Genomic DNA, 23,798 nt, shown 5'->3' with positions numbered 1-23,798 from the left:
ATTGAGGTGATATAATGGAGATTGTATACGTTAAAGACGGAAGATATGATGAATATGAGAACTTGCTCATGGAGCGTGACCGTTATCGCAAGGAAGCTCAGGCTATATTCAGACAGTATATTCATGAGTTTGGTGAACAGATTACAGCCGTTTTCAAGCAAAAAATCTCCTGTATTGAAAAGAAAAAGATGCTTTCCTATTGCATGATGTACTTCAATCGAGGTGAAAGCGTTGATATGACTGAGGTTCAGAAATTAATAAAACATGATATGGCTGAATATCAGTCTCAGCTTAATGATATGATAGCCAACAATGAGGCTTGTAAGGATATGAAAACCATTCCTGAAAGTGAAGTATTAAAGATACGTCAGATATATCGCAGAATAGCCAAGAAGCTTCATCCTGACTTAAATCCGCTTACAGAGCAACATGAAGAATTAATGGATCTATGGCTGCGTAATCTTACTGCATATCAGTGTAATGATCTGAAAGAAATTGAAGAAGTCGAATTCCTCGTAGATCAAGCACTTGCAGCATTGGGTGAAGGTAAGACAACGGTGACTATTCCCGATATTGATGATAAAATCGAAAACTTATATAAGGAAATTGAAAAAATCAAGAGCACTGATCCCTATCTTTATAGGGATATACTCAGTGATGATAGCTTGATAAAGGAAAAGAAACAGGCTTTGGAAAATGAGCTAAATGAATACATAGAGTATGCTGAACAACTGGATCAGCAGCTGAAACAATTCATTGTTGAAGGGGGAACATTTACATGGACGAGCTGATGATAAAAAAGCCTGAAGTTGTAGCCTTAACTCAAAACGGTGGGCTCGATCATGTTATAAAGCCTTTAACAAAGGAGATACACTTGTTTGATACTTATGTTGCAGGAGTAAGCTATCTTAAGGATAAATCTGTATTACAGGAGATTAAGATAAAGGACAGACTTACGTTGCAGCGTGAAGACAATAAATTTGATGATAAAGCTATTCTTATTCTGACAAGTGACGGAAAGAAGCTCGGCTATGTTCCTGAGAAGGATAATGCTATATTTTCTCGATTAATGGATGCTGGCAAACTCCTTGTTGCCTATATTTCGAGTATTCATAAGAAGAGTATCGACTATCAGCAGATAAGCATCGGTATATACCTTGTGGATTTTTAAAAAAATATATTTGGAGGAATAATTATGATATCTAAAAGAATAATTGCAACGATACTTTCAGTTTCTACAATTGCAACATATGTTACAACATATACAACAAATGCTGTAACAGTTGATTCAGAATCAGTTAAACAGAATATTATAAATGTCTCGGATAATGAGGAAAACGTTGTTTATCGTAAATCTGTTAAAGGAAAAAACAAGGATAAAATTTGGGAATTTATATATGCATTGACAGCTTATGATAATGGCCATATACATATCGATATACAATGCGAAACTGGAAATTATGTAACCTGTGGTGTAATAGGTAATTTTCAGTTTAACGATTCAATGATTGCTGCTGTAGGTCAAGAAGGGTATGCTGGTACATCTTCATTTGATAATTACAAGCTGACAGCTTCAAAGTACACTACTTCTTTTTCAGATGATGATTCTTCATATGTAGTATATACTTCTTTATTTAATGCAGTAGGTACATCTTACGCTGCAACAATGCTAATGTCTTTTGATTTATACGTTAAAGAACCATATTTAAAAACTAATCAACCAATGGTATTATTTGGAGAAAAAATAGAAATACCATTTGGTGAACCGCTTAATAAAGATGCTAAAATCAAAGAGCTTGAAGAAAAAGTTTCATCATTAGAACTTAGTTTAGCTACTTTACAAAACAATACTTTAAGACTGGATGCCAATGGTGATGGTGCTGTTAATGCTGTTGACGCTTCGATAGTATTAAGTATCTATGCTTATAACAGTACAAATAATACTCCTATAAAAACGTTAAGTGACTATTTTCAAAATATAAAATAAAGAATCTTTTCAATGATTAATGGTTATTATGTAAAGTGGAGGATAATGATATGCCTAATGAAGATAAAAAGAAAAAAATTACACAAGAAGATATAATGAATCTGCTTGAAGGTTGCTATGATAAATGTATAAATGGAATTCCTAAAGTCAGCCCTAATGTTGAAGATTTGGCAAATGATTATCTGAAAAAGCATAAAACAAAAGAAGAAGCCTGCAAAGCGATGATAAAAAATCAAATAGCTAAATGTACTACTTCTGGGTTCCTAACAGGATTTGGTGGCTTAATAACTTTGCCTGTTGCGATTCCAGCAAATGTCGGTAGTGTAATTTATGTTCAAATGAGAATGATAGCCTGTATTGCGTATATGAATGGGTATGACTTGACCTGTGATCAAACGCAAACCTTCGTTTATGCTTGCCTAGCAGGTGTAAGCGTTAATCAACTTGTAAAAGCTGTAGGAGTTAAATTTGGAGTTAAATTTGCAAACAGTATGATAAAAAAGATTCCGGGAAAAATTCTTACTAAGATTAATCAAAAAGTAGGTTTTAGATTTTTAACGAAATTTGGAACAAAAGGACTTGTTAATCTTGGTAAGCTTGTACCGGGAGTAGGAGCTGTTATTGGTGGAGGTCTTGATTATTCAGAAACCAAAATTATTTCCAAGAGAGCATATAAATGGTTTATGGAAGGCGATTTTTCTTCAAATGACAAAGACGAAGATATCATAGACGTTGATGTAAAAGACTTAGATTAAGTCATTATATGTTTAATGGATAACTATATGCTGTTTTCGTAATATAGAGGTGAATAAAAGATGAAAAGGTACATTTTGGCTTTAACTGCTGTATGTTGCGCAGTTTTATCGAGCTGTTCAGCAGATAAGTTCAATGAAAAAAAAGAAAAAGTATTACATGACTATCTTCTTTCTGATAACAAGCAATATGAAGAATATCTATCCATGAAGGATATGTATGATGATGACATAGACGAGAGCGGTTATTATATTGACAACGAAATAAATCAGTCTGACCTTGAAAGTCGTCAAGGAGAACTCCATGTTTCTTTTGCTTCAAATAGCTTGCTTAACGTCAAGTATTATTCAGATACGGAGCATAACTCGGTTATAAATGAAGATAACTGTTATATGAACCCTGGAGATACTATCTATGCACAAATCGACACAACAAGTCTTGTTCAATCAAATACATATGAATTTCGAGGTTTCAGAATGGCAGTATTTGATGGCGAGCAAGCTATCTATAATTATACATATTTTGAAGGTGACACAGTAACTATACCGAAAGATATTCAGTATAAGGAGATAAGTATTATCCCCGATGGTTCATACAAAACCAGAAATTTAACTTTTAATGCAGAGTACAAAGATGCAGATGGAAATACCCTTTCGATTTCTCCAGTATGGATCATAAATGTTGGTAATCAGTCATATTCAACTAAATCTGATAATTATTCTGTAGAAGCTAACGCTACATTTCGTGTTAAAGCACAGTATGATCCAGATGAGTATTATCTTATTGAGGATGAGGCAGAACCTAAATGTGAAACATATTCTGACGAAACAGGTATAGTTACGTTCACACAGTATAATGCTCAAAGTGCAATTGATAAGTATAAACTTGTGTTCGGAAAAAAATTCAGAATAAAAATCGATAGTATTTCTTCAACAAAACCTGTAACCATCTGGATTGATGGAAAAAAATATGAACCTGATTATCCTTTTAAACCATTTGAGGCGTCAGCCAAGTTAGGTGCTGAGGTTAGAATAGAATCCGAAGGTCAAATTACAGATATAGGAACTACTAAAAATCTATTCAGATTAACAAATAACGGATATGTGTATTCCGTATATAACGAATCTGACATTTTTGTGTTTGATCCGGCAGCATACACTTATTCCAACGGTAAAGTATCTTTTTACGATAGCAGTCATAAACAGATAAGCAAAAAAACAAATCTCAACATTGGAGATGTAATTTACTATATTGGACAAGCAGATGATGGCTATATGTTTAATATGGGAGTTGATGAAAGGAAACTCACTATTGACTCAAATATTGAATATATGCTTCAAAATGAACTAAAATTCATGCCCAAGCAGACAATAGATCTTCCTCAGCCTGATAAGGGCGGAACTATTACTTACTTTATTAATGGAAAAGAAGTCAATAAAAACAACTCTTACTTCGCCGCTGGTACAGATAAACTGACTGCAAGCTTTACTCCTGCCGAAAGATATAAAGTTAATAATCTTTCAGATCAAGCAGAATGTATTGTTAGCAGTACAGATCATCGCATAAGATTCAAAGATAATGATGGCAACGAAGTGACAATTGATAAAGTTTTTGAGCTTAGCTCTGCTCAAAAAGCAAGCCTTTCAGTAGAACTTGACGAATCAGTCGGAACTGAGATTAAATTCAATATTTACAATGGTGATGTGTTAACAAATCCTGATAAAAAATCCTATAAATCTAAAGAAGCTTTTAATAGTTGGTCTAATCCACTTGGACTTGATGACAACGAGCTTTTAGATGAATATAAAATCGAGACAGTTTCTGGTATAAAAATCAATGTTTCCGATTGGAGTCCTTTAAAAAATGAAGCAATAAAAATTGCTGTAACCAAAACAACAGCTTCAAAGAAGGAAATAAAAGAAGTATACTACATACTAAGTGGTAGTGGCTCTCAGTCGATAAATACCGATTCTGGTGACAGTACATACTATAAGGATATAGATATTGAAATAAGTAAAGTTAAGGGATCATTCTTCAATTCGCAAGACTATACATACGATAATGGAAAAGTTGTTATATCGTACAACGATGTTACAAATAAGGAAACTATCAAAGATGGCGAATATGTAGATAATTCAAGAGAAGTCAAAATCACTGTAACAGCAAATGATAATTATAAGCTCTATAAAAAGAATTGGAAAAAACTGAATCCATTTAGGTCAATCTATGACATCGAAACTTCTAAATATAGCTCAACTTGTAGTTATAAAGATATAGACGAAGAATTATCAGATATTAAATCTGATACTCGCATAAAATAAGTGAGGTGAGAAAATGCCTACTGCAAAAGTAAAAAAGAGGACAACAAAATCCTCGAAAAAAAGCATTGGTCAAACAATAAAAAAAGCTTCATCTGCCGTAAAACTGTTAATTTTTTCTATGGTTACTATTTTGGTAGTAGTCTTTTCTGTATCAGTTTTTTTCAAAGCTAATAATTACGGAACAGGAGTTGGCACTACAGCCGGAAAAGCCGCTGGAAAGTTAATGGGTTCATATGAAGGGATTACAGAAGGTATTGCGGAAGGTGCAAAAGAAGGTACAGCTGAAGGACTATCTGCTAAAGATACAGAGGTCGATATTGCTAATAAAATTCAGACAATGGGAAAACTAGAGGTGCTTTCAGCATCTGTAGTAATGCGTGATCTGTTAGAAATTGCGGATAAGTATAAATCACTTTTAGCATTCTATGGTGATATAACTTTTACCGTTGACTTATATGATGCAGAAATAATTCCAAATGGCAATATCTATGAAGTAACACTTCCTATGCCAGAAGCTACCTTAAGAATTGATGATAAAAAAAGTCAGCAACTTGCTTCATATATGAAACACAGTTGGTCTGGTAGCAATGAGGACGGTTACACAGCAACAATGAACAGCATTAAGGAACTAACTATTGATGCAGAAAAGACTGTAAATAACTACGAAAATTTGAAACAGTCTGCAATGGAATCAGCTGAAAAACAAGTGACATTCCTTATTCAATCTTCAACAAATGAGGAGGTTGTGATTCATGTCCGTTTCAAATAAAACAACAAGAAAAACTAAACGCAAAAGCAATCTTAAAGGTTTAAAGGCAGTATATATTATATTACTCTTTACACTCATAGTAGTTAGTATAGTTTTGCTTTTAACCTCTTGCGCTAATGCAAAATCAGCATCGAGAGCAGCGTTTTCTAATGTTTTTAATGATACAAAGAAAAAAACGTATGATCAATTCAAGCAAAAATCGTTTGATTATTTTGAGGAACAGAATCATGTTAGCAACCGAGCTAAGATCACTATTGGCAATATAAAAGAAGAAAATTCTCTGGAAGTTTTAAGCGTAAGTGATAGTTGGGTTAAAATTTCTGATCCTGAAGAGGACGAGGATAGAACAACAAGATGGGTTGAATTTAATGCAACCGGTGTCTATACGGTTGACATGAGTATCAGCGAATTTATAATTGATGATTATAACAACTTTATCCTTGTAAAGTTAAAGACTCCTCAATTAAATCATATAGCTCTTGATAATAACACTAAAGCATACCTATATAAATATGAAAAAGGATTTTTTGAATTAAATGGCGATTATGATTCAGGCGTACAAATGATGTTAAATGATCGTGCAGAAGCATTAGATAATCTTACCGAACAGCTTGAAAATAATGATGAAAATCTTGCAAGAGCCAAAATGTCAACTGAAAATCTGATCAGAACTTTTATAAAGAATATCAATCCAGAACTGAATTTGAAGGATAGTGATATTCAAATTGAATTTATCTGACATATATTATGAAATCTTATACAAAGGCGTATTGTAATGGCTAAGAATATAGAACCCCAAGTTTTTGAATACTCATTTGTTCAAGTACTATTGAAGTTTTATGATAACGCTAAGCTATTGGCATCAATTATTAGCTGAAGAGATAACCGAAAATGAATAAAGGGGGAATCACTATGACTAAAAAAATAATTGATTTTTTTACAATTCTAATACTAGTTTTAGTGGTAATTTGTGCTATAATTTGGTTGTTTGTTAAATAATTGCAAATTAAGCAAAAAAAAGAATGAGATTAGTGAAATAGAATAATTGATATATTCAGAGAAACGTAATGTTATTTGTTTTATTCAATATGAGCGTTCACGTTGACTATTTTAGCAATTAATGATATAATATATGTAGCGTTATTCCTAATATATTGTGATAACAAATGTATAAATCGTTGTTTGAACTGATTGAAACGAGAAACTAAACGTTTATATAACGACTTTTTACAATAATTGAACCATGAAAGGATGTGGTTTTGGCGTGGAAAAGAAAAAACGCCAGATTGTATCTATTAATTCTAAATATAATGGCTCACTGACTAGAGAACAATTCTTATTCCATGAGATGCGTATTACAGCCAAACTTTTAAATGATGGACTTACCGATGAAGAAGCAATAAACAAAATTATTGCAGATAATCTCTTTCAGTACCCTACTGAACGTCAAATAAAAAATCTTGCACGGGTTTGTATAAACAGACTCAACTCATTAGGTGATAAAACACTCGTTTCTGCTATTGCAACACAGTCAAGTGAAGTCGCAAAGCAGATATGTCTTTATTCTATGATGAAGTATAACCGTCTTGTATGGGACTTTATGATCACTGTTGTAGGCGATAAATTCAAACAGCAGAATCTTTCGTTCAGCAAGATAGATGTAAATGCGTTTTTTATGAGGTTACAGGAGCAAGACGATAATGTTTCTACATGGGCTGAAAGCACTGTGAAAAAGATAAAGCAAGTTCTTGTAAGGATTTTGGTAGAAAACAATTACCTCGACAATACAAAATCAGATCACCTTAATCCTGTTTTGATCTACTCTATCCTTGAAAACTCAATTAGAAACAACAATGACACCGCAGCACTGTCTGCATTTAATTGTTTATGAGGTAAGTATATATGAGTAATATAAATGAAAGACTTGATAAACTCAGAAAACTTGTTCAGGACGAAAATTTCCTCGAAGGCAAGGGACTCAGCAATGAAGTGAATATACGTATCTTCTGCTATGATCCTGCTGAAGAAATGAAAATAAAGCACTTTGTCAAGCAAATAACTACCGATCAGTCTATAAAAAGTCATATCGTAGAATATGATCTGTACAAGATATTTATGGAGATATGTGCTGACCTTGATATACTTGACAGTATACCTGACATGGAAGAAAGCGACGGCAGTGAATACACCCTTGAATCAATTCATTCTGCCATTGGAGAACAAGAATTCATAAGCAAAATGAAGGAATACGGTGAATTGAAAACTGGAGATGTAATGCTTATTACTGGCGTAGGCGACGCTTTCCCTTTCATGCGAGTTCATAAAATGCTTGAAGCCGTACAGCCGTACTTCTCAGCTACTCCGATACTTGTCATGTATCCGGGTACATTTGACGGCAATTACGTCAGATTATTTGATAAACTCACACCAAATCCGTACTACAGAGCTTTTAATGTAGTTTAACCACACAATAGTTAATAAGGGGATTTTTATTATGCTTATTAAAAATATGTTTGACGATGACATTAACCGTAAGGTCAATGGTGTCATAAAAGTAGATCAGGATGAAGAGAGCGTTCTTTATCAGGAAGTTAAAGAGTATGTAATCACTAACGAGCTGAAAAAGCATTTTATGTCGTTTTTCACTTATTACGGAGAGACTTTTTCAAATCCGACTTCTGACATTGGTGTTTGGATCTCCGGTTTCTTCGGAAGTGGTAAATCTCATTTTCTGAAAATGCTTTCTTATATTCTTGAAAACAAGGAAGTTCAGGGAAAGAAAACGGTTGAATACTTCCGTGATAAATTTGCAGATGATCCAGCAACATTCATGCTTATAGATAATGCTACTAAAGGAAAGACTGAGACTATTCTTTTCAATATTGATATTGAAGGCTCTATAAACAAAGATAAAACTGCTGTTCTTAAAGTCTTTGCCAAGATGTTTTATAATCACCTCGGTTTCTATGGTGAAAACCTTAAAGTAGCAATGCTTGAAAAGTATATTGAACATGAAGGCAAAACAGAAGCGTTTCGTAAAGCTTTTGAAGAAAAGAAAGGCAAGCCGTGGCTTGAACAGAGAAAGGCATTTGCTTTTAATGGTAAGGCAATTGTCCCTGCCCTTATGGAAGCTCTTGACCTCAGCGAAGAAGATGCTCAGAATTGGTTCAATGACAAGAGTGCTGTTGAATTCAGTATAGCACAGCTCGTAGCAGATATTAAAGAATATGTAGACAGTAAGCCTGATGATTTCAGACTGCTCTTTATGGTCGATGAAGCCGGACAGTACGTTGGTACTGATACAGACATGCTCCTAAATCTGCAATCTCTGACCGAAAAGATTGGCAGTGAATGCGAAAGTAAAGTATGGGTAATGTGTACCGGACAGGAAGCTATTGATGAGATCATTAAGGTTCGTGCAGATGAATTCTCACGTATTCAGGCAAGATTTAAGTCAAGACTTTCCCTCACATCTTCATCAGTTGATGAAGTAATTCAGAAGCGAATCCTTCGCAAAAAAGCTCCTGTTGAAAAGGAGCTTGAAAAGCTTTATGAAGAAAATGATTCAGTACTCGGTAATCTTTTCAGCTTCAAACACGGAGATGCTTTACTTGATATAAAGGGATACAGCGGAGCACACGAATTTGCTGTAAACTACCCGTTTGTTCCTTATCAGTTTATAATCATGCAGAAGGTCTTCAACGAAATCCGTAAGCACGGTAACGCCGGAAAGCATTTTTCAGGCGGTGAGCGTTCCATGCTTTCTGGTTTCCAGGAGGCTGCACAGAAGGTTCAGGACAGAGACGAATATACTCTTGTTCCGTTCTTCCACTTCTATGATACCGTTCACACTTTCCTTGATGGTTCGATCAGACGTGTTATTGAACGCTGCCAGAAGGCCGCTGATACTCAGGCAGGTATCGAACAGTACGATGTAGATGTTTTAAAGCTCCTCTACCTCATTCGCTATATTGATGATATTAAAGCAACCATTGATAATATCGTTATTCTTATGGCTGATGACATAAGAGCAGACAAGGTAGTTCTTCGTGAAGCTGTATGCAAATCTCTTGAAAGATTAATGGACCAGAACTACATTGGTAGAACTGGCGATGAGTATAACTTCCTTACCGATGAAGAACAGGACATTCAGAAGGAAATAAACGCTACTCCTGTTGATACATCAAACATTATAGAGCGTATTGGTCAGATCATATTTGGTGATCTTTATACAGCCAAAAAATATCGCTACGGGAAATACGACTTTGCTTTTGATCAGAAAGTGGATAATGCAACGTTCGGTGCTGCTACAGGCGGAATGATACTGAAATTTCTTACTGTTGCCACTGATACAACCGAAAAGAATGAGCTGACACTTATGGCACAGTCGCACGGCGAAGCTATAATCGCTCTTGATGAAACCCCTTACTTTGACTCGCTGAAAAAGGCAATGCAAATCAGAAAGTACGTTATGCAGCATAACGTACCGCAGATGCCTAAATCTACGCAGGACATTATTCGTGCTCAGCAGGATCAGGCGAATAATTATGAGACTTCTGCCATTGATGCATTACGCAAGGCAATTGAAAATGCTCAGTTCTATGTCGACGGCGAACACATTTCACTTAAGAACGGTGATGCCAAGTCAAAAATTGACCAGTCACTTGAATACCTTGTTGCTCATGTTTACAGCGAACTCGATCTTATTACGAAAAATGCTGAGACCGATGATGACATAATCGAAATTCTCTCAAAAAAAGCACAGCTTGCATTTGAAGGTCATGTTCCGAATCAGAATGCGGCAGCAAAAATAGAAGAATACCTCGAAATGCAGGACACTAAGTCGCTTCCTACTTCAATGGCTGATATTCAGACAAGATACCAGGCTATACCGTATGGCTGGCGTGAAATTGATATAGCTGCTGTTGTTGCATTACTGATCGTTGATCAGAAGGTTACAGTAAAGTACGCAGGAAATACTATTCAGCCTTCTGATCCAAAGCTTCCTGATATGCTCAGAAAGAAGTCTGAAACAGGAAGAACGCTCGTTTCAAAGCGTAAGAGTATAAACGCTTCAAATATGAAGGAAGCAAGAGAATTCCTCCGTGATTTTCTTGATATTATGGACGTTCCGGCTGATGAAGATGGTCTTGTATCGTTTATCATTGATAAATTCACTGCAATGAAAACTCACTATGAAGAACTATTGGGACGTTATGACGGAAAGAATTATCCTGATAAGCAGGTCGTAAAACACGCAATTGACCTTTCAAATGAGATTCTTTCTCAGAAGAAAGACAATGTTTCTCTTGTTTCAGCACTTATCAAAAAAGAAGATGACCTGTATGACAGCAAGGATAATATGCATAAGGTCGAGGAATTCTTCAGAAGTCAGGTACAGATATATGATTCAGCTGTAAAAATGCTTGCTGATCTTCATAACGAGCTTGATTATCTTTCCCATGAAGAAGAAGCTAATAATGCTTTGAACAGAATTCGTCTGCTTGTTGTAGTTAATACAAAGTTCGATTACAAATGTATTCCTGAGCTTAATACACTCATGAAGCAAGTTAGAGAAGGTCATAATCGCCTTCTTGAAAAGAAGAAAGCTGAAATCCTTGAAAACGTTCGTCAGTGTATGGAAAAGATACATTCTGCTGGTTCGGGTGATTTCAGATGCGAAGATATACTCAAAAAATCTGATCTGTTCTACACTCAGCAGAAAGAGCGTATAGGCGAACTTGAAAGCCTTGCACTTCTTGATGGACTTCTCCCTCCTATGGTTCAGCACATGGATCAGGCGCTTTATAACATTGAACTTATGAAGAAGCCACCTGTGGAGAATAAACCTAAGACTGAAACAGGAACTAAGCAGAAGAAAATTATAAAAGCATATAATCGCCAGATAGTCTTTCCTACAAAGAGAATCGAAACTGAGGAGGAACTCGACAATTATGTTGAACAGATCCGTACCCAGCTAAAAATGTATATGCAGGGCTGCGATGGTATTGAAATAAAATAAGGGGTGAATAAACATGGCTGCGACCATAGAAGTTAATAAACAGAGCGTTAAAACATTGTTATCATCAGGTATTGAAAATCCATTTGTTATTCCTGAATACCAAAGGCCCTATGCTTGGAGTTATGATCAAGTTAACACGTTATTTGATGATATATGGGACTTTACCCAAAATGATGGTGGCTCCAAACGTAATGCGACCTATTTTTTAGGATGCGTAGTATCTTACGAGAACAAAGGCAATCAGGAAATAATTGATGGCCAGCAGCGTATAACCTCTCTTTTTCTTCTTTTGAGAGCTATATATACAAAACTTGAACAAGGCACACAAAGTAAAGAATCCGATAACTTTCTAAAACAAATCAGAGAATGTATATGGAGAGCAAATAAGCTTACAGCTGAAGTTGATTTTGATGATATACTTTTAACATCCAGAGTCATAAACAATGAAGGAAATGAAATTCTTAGAGAGATACTGAAAACAGGTATAGCTAATAATAAAGCTGATGATAATTATTCTAAGAATTATATTCGTTTTCAAGAGTTGCTTGATGAAGCATCTAAAAATGATCCTTTGATGATCTATGATTTTATATATGCTTTGTTGCATCAGGCGATTTTGTTACCTATTACTGCAGATACACAAAGTACTGCATTAAGAATATTCTCGACTTTAAATGACCGTGGAATGCCATTATCAGATGCCGATATATTCAAAGCTGAAATATACAATAAAAAAAGCAGTGATGATAAAAAGGATTTCATTGAAGACTGGAAAGACTTAGATGAAAAAGCAAGATATGCCGGCGAAAGCATTCAACAGTTGTTTTACTACTATATGTTTTATCTTAGAGCTAAAGAAAAAGATAGTAACTCTACAACTCCCGGTGTAAGGAAATACTTCCTTGAAGGTAAAAGTATCAAGCTTTTTGAAGATAGTCTAATGAATAATCTCAGAACTATCCTTAATGTATGGCTTGTTATTACAAAAAGAGAGACTATAGAGGACGAAGAGTGGAGCACAGATGCTTCTATTTTGAGAGTTCTTGATATTCTGAGCTCTTATCCAAATGAATTCTGGAAATACCCTGTTATAATATACTATCTTCAGCATCGTGAATCAGAAAACTTTAAGGATACGTTTATTATTTTCTTAAGGAACTTATTGGCAGAGCTTCTTTCTCGATATCTTCTTTTCCCAACTATCAATGCAGTAAAGGGTGATATATTAAAACTTAATGTATCCATTATAGATAGCGAGCATCCTATGTTCAATTTTAAGGATATTGATCTCACCCAACTTTCAAATGCAATTAAAGCTCCAAATAGAAATGCGGTACGTATGCTTTTGAAAATTATCGCATATAGGAACAGTGAACAAACAGACTTATTACCTCAGAGCTGGGAAATTGAGCACATCTTCCCTCAGAAATGGCAGACAAACTATTTCCCAGATGTCAAGGAGGATGTGATAAAAGAAAAAATAGAGCATATAGGCAATAAGCTGCCTTTTGAGAAACGTCTCAATATAACTGCAGGTAATGGATATTTTGGTAAGAAGAAAGTTGAATATGCAAAGTCAGCTGTCGCTTGTACAAAAGAAATGGCTTCATCGGCTATTAATGAGTGGAGTCTTGACGATATAACAGAACGAGATATACAAATCGCAAATGATATAAAATCAATTATAGAAAAGTGGAAGAACGATTATCAGGTGCCGATACAAGCAACTATATCCGAGCCTACTGATGAACAGAAAGCGATGATTGAACAATTCAAGAAGAACGGATGGGTATAATTCCATTAGGGGGACTAATATATGGATAAGAATGCTTTAAAAAAATATGCTATATGGGCAAGACGTGAGCTTATTTCCCGTGTAAGTCAGAAAGCATTGCAGTATGGAATTTCGGAAAAAAACTGCGGTGAAGCTAATGTCGATAGTGTAAATGGCAGAGTGTTGACTCCTAATGAGAAATCGCAGCGTAACTCGCTCATTGAAAAAATAAACAACGTTGGCTATCAGGAAGCAATGGAAGAAGCCGCTTATACTTGGTTCAACCGTTTTACCGCTCTCAGATACATGGAGGTAAACGGATATCTTCCTAGTCATGTCAGAGTGTTTACTGACGAGTCCAACAATTTCAAGCCTCAGATAATAGATGAAGCTATTCACCTTGATATTGATGGACTTGACATGGATAAAGTCTATGCTTACAAGGAAGCCAACGATACAGAGGAGCTTTATAAGTATCTGCTCATAACTCAGTGCAATGCGTTTGGTGAGATCCTTCCGGGAATGTTCAGCGGTATTACTGACTTTACAATACTCCTGTTCCCTGATAATGTCCTTCGTGAAGGCAGCGTACTGGAGCAGATGATCACTCTCATACCTGAAGAAGATTGGAAAGACCAAGTTCAGATCATCGGCTGGCTGTATCAGTATTATAACAGCGAGAAAAAGGACGCTGTTTTCGCTGCTATGAGCAACAAGGTCAAGGTGAGCAAGGAGAACATCGCCGCAGCGACACAGCTCTTTACACCTGACTGGATCGTGCGTTATATGGTCGAAAACTCCCTCGGCAGACTGTGGGTGGACGGTCACGCTGACACCTCTGCCCGTTCTGAATGGAAATACTACCTCGATGAAGCGGAGCAGACACCCGAAGTGCAGGCACAGCTTGCAGAGATCCGTGCAGGACGCAAAGACCTCACGCCCGAGCAGATTCGATTTATAGATCCTTGTATGGGTAGCGGTCACATTCTCGTTTATGCATTCGATGTGCTGATGCAGATCTATCTTTCCTGCGGATACACTGAGCGTGATGCAGCGCAGAATATCATCCGCAATAATCTGTGGGGACTTGACCTCGACAAACGTGCGTATCAGCTTGCGTATTTTGCCGTGATGATGAAAGCAAGGCAGTATGACCGCCGTTTTCTCGGTAGAGGTATCAAGCCTAACCTTTCTCATTTTCAGGATCTCCCCATTGTCAATTACTCGCTTCTTGACGAACCGATCAAGTCTTTCGTGGAGCAGTTTGAGAATGCCGACACCTACGGTTCTCTTATCACGGTGCAGGCTGATGATGAGATCGACAAGGCACTTGACGAATTTCAGGGTACGCTTGACCTCAGCTTTGGTCACATGGAACACCTGATGCAGCTTTACAAGATACTCTCTCAGCGATATGATGTGGTTTGCACAAACCCACCGTATATGGGCAGCGGTAATATGAATGCTTTACTTTTAGATTATTTGAAAAATAATTATCCTGACAGCAAAAGCGATTTCTTTTCAGCGTTTATTGAAAAAGCATTTTCAATGACTAAACCTAACAGTTTTACATCAATGATTACAATGGAAAGCTGGATGTTTTTATCAAGTTTTGAAGAACTACGCTCAAAAATCAATCATGCAAAGACAATAGTGAATATGGTTCATATGCCGTATCTCGGTAAAGGTGGAACAAGTTTAGGAATAAACTTTGGAACTTCTGCTTTTATTATCTACAATAATAGAGTAGCAGATTACAATGCACAGTACGAATATACAGTATACTATGAAACAGATGAAAACGGAGTTCCTTTTGTTTTCCCAACAATTAATGAGCGGTGGAAAACAGCAAAACAAGAAAACTTTATTAAAATTCCAGGTTCACCAATTGCTTATTGGGTAGGAGAAAGTGGCATATATAATTATGTAATTGGTTCAACACTTCTTGACTTTGCAAAACCAAAAGCTGGACTTGCGACTGGTGATAACGATAGATTTGAAAGAAGTTGGTACGAAGTATCATTTCCAAACATAGGATTTGGCTACACTTCAACAGAAGATACTAAAGACTGCAAATACAAATGGTTTCCTTGTAACAGTGGCGGAGAATATCGTAAATGGTCATTCAACAACGAAATCATTGTAAATTGGTATAACGATGGTTTTGAAATCAAGACTCTTAGAAATGCAAGAGGCAAACTTGCAGCTCGTCCACAAAACACTCTGTTCTATTTCAAAACTGGTCTTACATGGAATAAACTTAGTTCTTCACGATTTGCCGTTAAGTTCAAAGAAGCTGGATTTATTTACGATGATACAAGTAGGTCAATCTTTTTATCAGACGAATCAAAACTCTATTATCTGCTTGCTTTAATGTGCAGTTGTGTGACATTTTGGTATATGAAAGCACTTAATCCTACAATGAGTTTTACTAATGGGGATATAGAAAGAATACCGTTTGTTTACTCTGATGATAAAGAACTACTGAGTAATATAGATTGTATTGTTTTGGAAAATATCAGTATTTCCAAAACCGACTGGGACAGCTTTGAAACAAGCTGGGACTTCAAGGAACACCCGTTTGTGAAGTGGTCAAAGGAGCTGTGGGACGCAACTGCTATCGGTGCAGCGATGCAGCACTACTACGGCAGTCACCCGAAGGCAAGCTGTCCGTTGGAGCTGTGCTATCTGCTGTGGCAGGGCGAGTGCAATGACCGCAGAGCAAAGCTCAAAGCCAATGAGGAGGAGCTGAACCGTATCTTTATTGAGATCTACGGCTTGCAGGATGAGCTGACGCCCGAAGTGGACGATAAGGATATTACCGTTCGTGCCGCCGACTTGCAGAGAGATATGCGGAGCTTCGTTTCCTATGCTGTGGGCTGTATGTTCGGCAGATACTCCCTCGATACAGAGGGAGTGGCGTATGCAGGCGGAGAATGGGACGAAAGCAAGTATAAGTCTTTCTCGGCTGATAAAGATAACATTATACCTATCTGCGACAACGAATACTTCGACGACGACCTGACCGGACTTTTCGTTCAGTTTGTTAAGACAGTCTTCGGTGAGGAAACTCTTGAAGATAACCTAAGATTTATCGCTGATGCCCTCGGCGGTAAGGGTAATCCGAGAGCTGTTATCCGCAATTATTTCCTTAACAGCTTCTATGCGGATCACTGCAAGACTTATCAGAAGCGTCCAATTTACTGGCTGTTTGACAGCGGAAAGAAGAACGGCTTCAAGGCTCTTATCTATATGCACCGCTATCAGCCGGATACTATTGCCCGTTTAAGAACCGATTACGTTCACGAGCAGCAGTCACGTTACAGAACAGCTGTTGCCGATATAGAAAAGCGTATCAGCGGAGCATCAGGCAGTGAGGCTGTAAAGCTGAACAAAGAACTTGAAAAGCTCAATGCTCAGGCTGATGAGCTTATTACATACGAAGAAATGATACATCACCTTGCTGATCAGATGATTAAGATTGACCTTGATGACGGTGTTAAGCATAATTATGAGATTTTCAAGGATGTACTTGCGAAGATAAAGTGAGGCACAAAACATGAGTATAGTGTATTATTACTGTAATATCGATACATATAGAAGTATGCTTAAATCAAAAACCTTATGGCTGACAAACCTAACCGAATCCAATGATTCGCAGGAAGTAAAAAGGTTATATGAAAATATATGGTGTTTTATTCAAGGTTATTTGATAAATTCCGATCTTGATAAAGAATTAGTCAAAAATACAATTGATAATCTTGAGTCTACTTTTGCTATTCAAAAGGCAGTAGATATTCCTTTCGGCTGCTGTTTCTGTATTGAGCCGGATTTAATTAACCTTTGGAATGAATATGGTGATGAAGGAAAAGGGGTTTGTTTAGGTTTTGACCTTGATTGGTTTCCAATTAAGAAACAGCAGCCAATAACTTCAACTAATCTTGATCAATCGATAGGTTATGAAAAAGTATTATATGATTCGGTTGAAGTTAGATCAAGTTTAGCTGATATATGCTATAAGGTTATAAGAGAAAACGGAGTAACAGCTTGGATAAATGGCATATTATCAACTTTTAAGCATTACGCATCATTTATTAAAAACCCGACGTTCAAAGGTGAAGAAGAAGTACGTATCGTATATTACCCATATGATAAATTTGATGTTGCTCCTAAAGAGATTGGTTTAAGTGATTTATGTAATGATATTAAACCTCATTATAGTTTATCATGGTGTAATACTGATTCAGTAGCATTAAAAAGGATTATAGTTGGACCAGAGTGTAAATACTCGGAACAAGAAATAGGAAAAATGCTTGAAGAATTCAGTATTAAACCAAGTGAGAATGAAGTAATAACTATTTCAAAATCACTTAGCTCATATCGAAAAAGATCATAATAACAGGAGATATCATAATGGATGCCGAAAAAATAGTACAGGATCTGACACGAAGATTTTCTGCACCTCTGCCGGAATTCTATAATCGTAGAATTGTTTTCTGGCACGATGAAGATCAGAAGTTTGAATCGCAGATCGATGACCTTGAGCTTAATAACGTCAAGATTATTAAGCTCACAGGTTCTAATCAGTTTGCCGTGAAGAAGCTTCTCACTATCGAAGATACTACAAGCAATTATCTTGTATACTGTCCGATAAGCTATGACTCACCTGAAAAGAACTGGCTTATCAACATAGAATTATACAGCGGAGAGCCGTTCCGCGCAGATATATATACTGCTTGGATGGACGAAATAGGTCTTGTACAAAGTCCTAATTACCGTGAACTTATCAAGCGTTACAGCAAATTCTTCAATGCTAAAGATAGAAGAAACAAGATCATTGCTATGGCTGATAAAATTGAAAAGCCTGCACATATCCACCTCGCTGTAATGGCAGCAATATGCGGTGTAAAAGAAATCTCACCTAATGCCATAATACGCTCGGTGCTTGAAGCAGGGCTTGACAATGATGAAAACAGCATTTATCAGAGTTTTATTAACTACGAAGTAGATACTGCTTTCTGGCAGCTTATATCTCAGGGAACAGGTTATAAGAATACATCTCTTGCTGAATTAGCTGCTCATATACTCCTTACAGCTACGACCAGAACCATGAACAAAGACAATCTTGCAGGACTGGAAAGATTTATTTCAATACCACATCAGTCATTCTGCTTTGACTTTGTTTCTGAATGGATTCACTGTGATGAATATGATTCTTACAGAACGCTTGCTGAAGCTATTGAGGAGGAATTGAAACTCTTTAATCGTTTTAATTCTCTGAATATAGAATCAATCTATGACACGGAAGTATTCCCTTGTATTAGTTCTATCATCCTTATCAAGCTGATGACTGATATTAAGAATCAGATTATTCCTTCGGAACTTATACTGACAAGCAATGAAAAGCGCAGAACTATGCTTTGGTATAAGAATGTTTCATGTTACTATGAAGGATTGATAGCAATTGCTTATATGCAGGGCTTTTTCACTGATCATGCTGCTGGCTTCCACATTGCAGAAACAAAAGAAATATGGAAAGCCTATACTTCTGATTATTATAAAATGGATCAGTATTACAGGCAGTTCCATTGTGCTTTTCAGAAAAGCCTTACTGTTTCAAATGATATGCTTGATGATCTTTTCAAGCACGTTGCTGACAAGGTTGAAGCACTGTACTCAGGTTGGTATCTTACCCAGCTTTCTGATAACTGGACTTCTGTATCAGGAGAGGATCTTGAAAAGCACGGTTATATTCCTGACATCAAACGCCAGGTCAACTTCTATTCCGACCACATAGCTTCCGCTGATTCCCGTATCTTTGTCATCATCTCTGATGCACTGAGATACGAAGTTGCTGTATCTCTTTCAGAACAGCTACGTCGTGAAACGCAAAGTGAAGTGTCAATCGACAGTATGTGCGGAATATACCCAACAATAACTCCATTTGGTATGGCAGCACTCCTTCCCCATAACGAATTGACAGCAGAAATAAAGAATGATAAGCTTGTAGTTCTTGCAGACGGTCAGCCAACTGACAGCCTTAATCGTGAGAAGGTTCTCAAAACGGCTAACGAAGACAGTGTTGCTTTACAGTACAAGAATATCATCGGAATGAAACGACCTGAAAGAAGTGAACTCGTTAAGGGAATGAATGTAGTTTACATATATCATGATAGAATAGATGATACAGCACACAATTCCGAAACATCTGTCTTTAGTGCATGTGAAGCAACTATAGAAGAAATAAAAACCATGGTTCGTATCATCGCTAACGAATTTGGCGGTGCAAGGATATATATTACTGCTGATCACGGTTTCCTGTACACATACAGCCCACTCACCGAAGATGATAAAGTCAGCAAGGAAAGCTGGAATGGAAACGAAGTTAATTTCAGCCGCAGATATTGCATAATGCGTGGTGAAACAAAGCCGAAGTACCTACAGCCTATTAAATTCCTTAATGGCAAAACAGAGTTCTTAGCGTATGCTCCTAAAGGCAACGTCCGCATAAAAACATACGGCAGTGGGCTTAATTTCGTTCACGGTGGTATGAGCCTTCAGGAAATGGTTGTGCCGCTGATTGATTATCATTTTCTCAGAAACGACAATAAGCAGTATAAGAAAAACAAATCTCAGTTCGATACTAAACCTGTTGAGATCACACTTCTTTCCGCTAATCGTAAAATCAGCAATATGATTTTCTCGTTGAATTTTTTCCAGAAAGATGCGGTTGGAGATAATCGTAAAGCAGCTGTATATTCTATTAAATTTACTGATTCTACGGGTACAGCAGTCAGTGATACTGCTAAAATCATCGCTGATAAGACAAGCTCTGATGCTCAGGAAAGAACTTTCAGATGTAACTTTAACCTTAAATCAATGCAGTTTGACAGTAAAGAAATCTATTATCTTGTAATCTCAAATGAAGATGAAAACCAGATACCTAAGAGAGAAGAATTCCAGATCGATATCGCATTTGCCGTTGATGAGTTCAATTTCTTCTGATAAGGAAAGGAGTTTTTAATGGAACAGGTTGATAAAATGGTATGTGATAGAGAAACTATTAAAGAAAAGCTCCGTGAATACTTTGACGGTAAGATAGTTCGTAAAGACCTCACGAAACACATAAAAGAAGGTCTTAATGTCCCTGTTTATGTTCTTGAATTTCTGCTTGGTCAGTATTGTTCTTCTGATGATCAGGAAGTTATTGATAAGGGCGTGGAAACAGTAAAAAAGATACTTGCAGATAACTACGTCCGTCCCGATGAAGCACAGAAAATTCTCTCTGTGCTTCGTAAACGTGGCGCTTATACTGTTATTGACAAAATCACTGTTAGCCTTAATATCAAGAAAGATATATATGAAGCTGAGTTTTCTAATCTTGGTCTGAAAGCTTTACAAATCGAAGACGAATATCCTGAGAAGTATGATCGCCTTCTTTGTGGTGGTATATGGTGTATCGTCCAGCTTGAATACGGTGGAGACGATCAGTTTGCGGATATGGATCAGGATCTTAAAAAGAAAACAACTGATGATTTCCCTATCCGAATTCGTAAGCTCACACCTATTCAGATGCCCCACGTCGATATAAACGACCTCAAAAAAGGAAGAAAAGCATTTACTAAAGAGGAATGGATAGATGTTATGCTCCGTTCCTGCGGCTATGAGCCAGACGAACTGAAAAAACGTGAGAAATGGCTTCTTTTAGCAAGAGTAGTTCCGCTCATTGAAAACAACTTCAATCTATGTGAACTGGGACCGCGCTCTACTGGTAAATCACATATTTATAAAGAAATTTCGCCAAACAGTATTCTTGTTTCCGGCGGTCAGACTACAGTAGCTAATCTGTTCTATAACATGAGCAGAAGAACAGTCGGGCTTGTCGGACTTTGGGACTGCGTTGCCTTTGATGAAGTTGCAGGTATCAACTTTAAAGACAAAGACGGCATACAGATAATGAAAGACTACATGGCATCAGGTTCTTTTGCCCGTGGTAAGGAAGAAAAGGCTGCTTCTGCATCTATGGTTTTCGTAGGAAACATAAATCAAAGTGTAGATGTACTGCTAAAAACTTCAAGTCTATTTGATCCGTTCCCACCTGTAATGGGTACTGATACTGCTTTCCTTGACCGTATGCATTGCTACATACCAGGTTGGGAAATCCCTAAATTCAGACCTGAGCATTTTACAGATGATTATGGCTTCATAACCGACTATCTTGCAGAATTCATACGTGAGCTGCGTAAAGAACAGTACGGTGATGCTCTTGATAAGTATTTCAAGCTTGGAAAGAACCTTAATCAGAGAGATACTATCGCTGTAAGAAAAATAGTTGGCGGTTTTACCAAGCTCCTTTATCCTGACGGAGAATTCACTAAGGAACAGCTTGAAGAAATCCTCAAATTTGCCCTTGAAATGCGTCGCAGAGTTAAAGAGCAGCTCAAAAAGCTCGGTGGTATGGAATTCTACGATGTAAACTTCTCATACATCGATAACGAAACATTTGAAGAAAAATATGTCTCTGTACCAGAACAAGGCGGCGGAAAGCTTATTCCTGAAGGAATGTGCAATCCAGGGCAGGTTTACACTGTTTCTCAGGGCGTTTCAGGTATGATTGGTGTATTCCGTCTTGAAAGTCAGATGCTCCCCGGCAACGGCAAGTTTGACCGAACAGGTCTGACTTACAGCAGAGACAGTAAAGAAGCAACTACAACAGCCTTCAATTATCTGAAAGCTAATGGAAATCGCATCAGTGGTTCTATTAGTACTGTTGCAAAGGACTACATAATCAACTATCAGGATCTGCAAGGTATCGGTATGACTGAAAAGCTCGCCCTTCCCACCCTTATAGCTTTATGCTCAATAGCTCTTGGAAAGCCAACAGTATCAAGTCTTGCTGTACTTGGCGAAATAAGTATAGGTGGTACAATGATAAAAGTTGACGAACTTGCAAATTCGCTTCAGGTTTGTCTTGACAGCGGAGCTAAGAAAGTTCTCCTGCCTATAACGTCAGCAGCAGACCTCGGAACCGTTCCATCAGAACTTGTAGGAAGCTTTAATCTTATATTCTATAGCAGCCCCGAAGATGCTGTTTTTAAAGCATTGGGAGTTGAGTAATACAAGAAAAGGAGGAGTTTTATGAAAGAGAATGCACATGAAATCATAAAAGAGAAACGTTTGGAATTAGGACTTTCACAAAAACAATTAGCTGATAAAGCTGGATTAAGTCATAATACTGTATATAACTTAGAGACTAATAGAGTATCAACCAACCTTGAAACATATGAAAAAATATGTAAAATTCTTGGTATAAAATTATCAAGTCTTCTGGAATAAAAGTAAAAATCTCCCGACTTTCCTCAGAAAATCGGGAGATAAATTTTTTATATTAACCTATTGACAATCACAAAAATTTGTGATATAATGCAAATGTATTAAAAAATAAACACTCCGCAGGGAGCATTGGAATTGGCGTTCCAACACTCCCCATTATCAGACAGATGTGCAACCATCTGAATGACTTAGCAAAGTGGCTATTTGCGTGTATATTATAGCACGTTCAATATAGTATTGTCAAGCCTTTCAGTGTATGTTTCGCCGCATCTGCTGAAAGGTTTACTTTTTGTACATAGAAACTTGACAAAATTGCGATATAGTGGCTCCAAACATCATATTGCAATTCATATCAAGATTTGAAGCGAATTTACAGCACCTTATCCTTACGACTTTTGGTAATGAAAGCAGTCACGAGTTAGTAACCTATTAGGAGTAGTCGGGAAAAAGCGCGAAGAAATGAGCCTGTTTAGCTGTGCTAAATCAACTCTTAGAGTCCGTTAGGACCTATGTTTGCAAAGACAAGGCAGCAGTCATCGTTGTTACAAGTAGCAACGTAAGACCTCATGAGCCTTAAAGGTGTATGTAATGCGGAAGCGTGATGAGTAAATCATCGAGAAATCTTCAAAGGGTACGTGAATACCAGAGACAAAAGGTAGATGTTTCGTAAACGCAACCGAAAGCAAACGAACGTTATCTGTATATACCGCTCAGACTGCCCACTCTGCACGGAACTTTTGCCCACACTCTCCGCTTCTGCCCACGGTGCTGCCCATAAGTTAAATAATATACTCGCAATATAAACAAATGTACTGTTTCCGGAACGACTGCAGTGAAGC

General features: G+C 37.0%; 16 protein-coding genes. All 16 read left to right on the top strand.

Translation table 11 applies throughout. The features are described 5' to 3' along the window. Positions 1 to 14 precede the first annotated feature (14 nt). The 16 genes from K5677_RS07045 (at position 15) to K5677_RS06970 (ending at position 22,962) form a co-directional block, all read left to right on the top strand. Positions 15 to 791, top strand: coding sequence for a hypothetical protein (locus K5677_RS07045; protein WP_296726220.1), 777 nt, complete (start codon positions 15 to 17; stop codon positions 789 to 791). Further along, on the top strand, positions 779 to 1,171 hold the full coding sequence (locus K5677_RS07040; protein WP_296726218.1) for an HIRAN domain-containing protein: 393 nt from the start codon (positions 779 to 781) through the stop codon (positions 1,169 to 1,171). Before K5677_RS07045 ends, K5677_RS07040 begins: the two co-directional genes overlap by 13 nt. 24 nt (positions 1,172 to 1,195) lie before the next feature. Next, positions 1,196 to 1,987: a hypothetical protein gene (locus K5677_RS07035; protein WP_296726216.1), complete on the top strand. Its 792-nt coding sequence runs from the start codon at positions 1,196 to 1,198 to the stop codon at positions 1,985 to 1,987. A gap of 50 nt (positions 1,988 to 2,037) precedes the next feature. Next, positions 2,038 to 2,742 (top strand): EcsC family protein, encoded by a 705-nt coding sequence (locus K5677_RS07030; RefSeq protein WP_296726213.1) that lies wholly within the window; start codon positions 2,038 to 2,040, stop codon positions 2,740 to 2,742. Positions 2,743 to 2,802: 60 nt separating this feature from the next. Continuing rightward, positions 2,803 to 5,061 carry a hypothetical protein gene (locus K5677_RS07025; protein WP_296726210.1) on the top strand — a complete coding sequence of 753 codons (2,259 nt, stop codon included), beginning with the start codon at positions 2,803 to 2,805 and terminating at the stop codon, positions 5,059 to 5,061. 13 nt (positions 5,062 to 5,074) lie between these two features. After that, positions 5,075 to 5,830: a hypothetical protein gene (locus K5677_RS07020; RefSeq protein WP_296726207.1), complete on the top strand. Its 756-nt coding sequence runs from the start codon at positions 5,075 to 5,077 to the stop codon at positions 5,828 to 5,830. Then, positions 5,814 to 6,569, top strand: coding sequence for a hypothetical protein (locus K5677_RS07015; protein WP_296726206.1), 756 nt, complete (start codon positions 5,814 to 5,816; stop codon positions 6,567 to 6,569). Before K5677_RS07020 ends, K5677_RS07015 begins: the two co-directional genes overlap by 17 nt. Positions 6,570 to 7,094: 525 nt before the next feature. Beyond that, positions 7,095 to 7,721 (top strand): DUF1819 family protein, encoded by a 627-nt coding sequence (locus tag K5677_RS07010; protein ID WP_296726204.1) that lies wholly within the window; start codon positions 7,095 to 7,097, stop codon positions 7,719 to 7,721. Between the two features lie 11 nt (positions 7,722 to 7,732). Next, positions 7,733 to 8,293: a DUF1788 domain-containing protein gene (locus K5677_RS07005; RefSeq protein WP_296726201.1), complete on the top strand. Its 561-nt coding sequence runs from the start codon at positions 7,733 to 7,735 to the stop codon at positions 8,291 to 8,293. Between the two features lie 31 nt (positions 8,294 to 8,324). Then, positions 8,325 to 11,852 carry a BREX system P-loop protein BrxC gene (brxC, locus tag K5677_RS07000; RefSeq protein WP_296726199.1) on the top strand — a complete coding sequence of 1,176 codons (3,528 nt, stop codon included), beginning with the start codon at positions 8,325 to 8,327 and terminating at the stop codon, positions 11,850 to 11,852. Between the two features lie 13 nt (positions 11,853 to 11,865). Continuing rightward, positions 11,866 to 13,647 carry a DUF262 domain-containing HNH endonuclease family protein gene (locus tag K5677_RS06995; protein ID WP_296726198.1) on the top strand — a complete coding sequence of 594 codons (1,782 nt, stop codon included), beginning with the start codon at positions 11,866 to 11,868 and terminating at the stop codon, positions 13,645 to 13,647. A 21-nt stretch (positions 13,648 to 13,668) separates the two neighbouring features. Further along, positions 13,669 to 17,175, top strand: a complete 3,507-nt coding sequence (gene pglX / locus K5677_RS06990; RefSeq protein ID WP_296726196.1) for a BREX-1 system adenine-specific DNA-methyltransferase PglX — start codon at positions 13,669 to 13,671, stop codon at positions 17,173 to 17,175. A gap of 10 nt (positions 17,176 to 17,185) precedes the next feature. Then, positions 17,186 to 18,022 (top strand): DUF2971 domain-containing protein, encoded by an 837-nt coding sequence (locus tag K5677_RS06985; RefSeq protein ID WP_296726194.1) that lies wholly within the window; start codon positions 17,186 to 17,188, stop codon positions 18,020 to 18,022. Between the two features lie 17 nt (positions 18,023 to 18,039). After that, complete coding sequence (gene pglZ, locus K5677_RS06980) at positions 18,040 to 20,631, top strand: BREX-1 system phosphatase PglZ type A (protein ID WP_296726192.1); 2,592 nt, start codon at positions 18,040 to 18,042, stop codon at positions 20,629 to 20,631. An 18-nt stretch (positions 20,632 to 20,649) separates the two neighbouring features. Continuing rightward, entirely contained in the window at positions 20,650 to 22,743 is a 2,094-nt protein-coding gene (brxL, locus tag K5677_RS06975) for a protease Lon-related BREX system protein BrxL (RefSeq protein ID WP_296726190.1), read from the top strand. 21 nt (positions 22,744 to 22,764) lie between these two features. Next, positions 22,765 to 22,962 carry a helix-turn-helix transcriptional regulator gene (locus K5677_RS06970; RefSeq protein ID WP_296726188.1) on the top strand — a complete coding sequence of 66 codons (198 nt, stop codon included), beginning with the start codon at positions 22,765 to 22,767 and terminating at the stop codon, positions 22,960 to 22,962. Positions 22,963 to 23,798: the final 836 nt, after the last annotated feature.

Source organism: Ruminococcus sp. (assembly GCF_024684275.1).
This window is presented reverse-complemented; position numbering and strand designations above follow the sequence as displayed.

Coding starts and splice junctions, on each gene's coding strand:
- K5677_RS07045 (WP_296726220.1), top strand. CDS start 15: ATGGAGATTGTATACGTTAAAGACGGAAGATATGATGAATATGAGAAC.
- K5677_RS07040 (WP_296726218.1), top strand. CDS start 779: ATGGACGAGCTGATGATAAAAAAGCCTGAAGTTGTAGCCTTAACTCAA.
- K5677_RS07035 (WP_296726216.1), top strand. CDS start 1,196: ATGATATCTAAAAGAATAATTGCAACGATACTTTCAGTTTCTACAATT.
- K5677_RS07030 (WP_296726213.1), top strand. CDS start 2,038: ATGCCTAATGAAGATAAAAAGAAAAAAATTACACAAGAAGATATAATG.
- K5677_RS07025 (WP_296726210.1), top strand. CDS start 2,803: ATGAAAAGGTACATTTTGGCTTTAACTGCTGTATGTTGCGCAGTTTTA.
- K5677_RS07020 (WP_296726207.1), top strand. CDS start 5,075: ATGCCTACTGCAAAAGTAAAAAAGAGGACAACAAAATCCTCGAAAAAA.
- K5677_RS07015 (WP_296726206.1), top strand. CDS start 5,814: ATGTCCGTTTCAAATAAAACAACAAGAAAAACTAAACGCAAAAGCAAT.
- K5677_RS07005 (WP_296726201.1), top strand. CDS start 7,733: ATGAGTAATATAAATGAAAGACTTGATAAACTCAGAAAACTTGTTCAG.
- brxC (WP_296726199.1), top strand. CDS start 8,325: ATGCTTATTAAAAATATGTTTGACGATGACATTAACCGTAAGGTCAAT.
- K5677_RS06995 (WP_296726198.1), top strand. CDS start 11,866: ATGGCTGCGACCATAGAAGTTAATAAACAGAGCGTTAAAACATTGTTA.
- pglX (WP_296726196.1), top strand. CDS start 13,669: ATGGATAAGAATGCTTTAAAAAAATATGCTATATGGGCAAGACGTGAG.
- K5677_RS06985 (WP_296726194.1), top strand. CDS start 17,186: ATGAGTATAGTGTATTATTACTGTAATATCGATACATATAGAAGTATG.
- pglZ (WP_296726192.1), top strand. CDS start 18,040: ATGGATGCCGAAAAAATAGTACAGGATCTGACACGAAGATTTTCTGCA.
- brxL (WP_296726190.1), top strand. CDS start 20,650: ATGGAACAGGTTGATAAAATGGTATGTGATAGAGAAACTATTAAAGAA.
- K5677_RS06970 (WP_296726188.1), top strand. CDS start 22,765: ATGAAAGAGAATGCACATGAAATCATAAAAGAGAAACGTTTGGAATTA.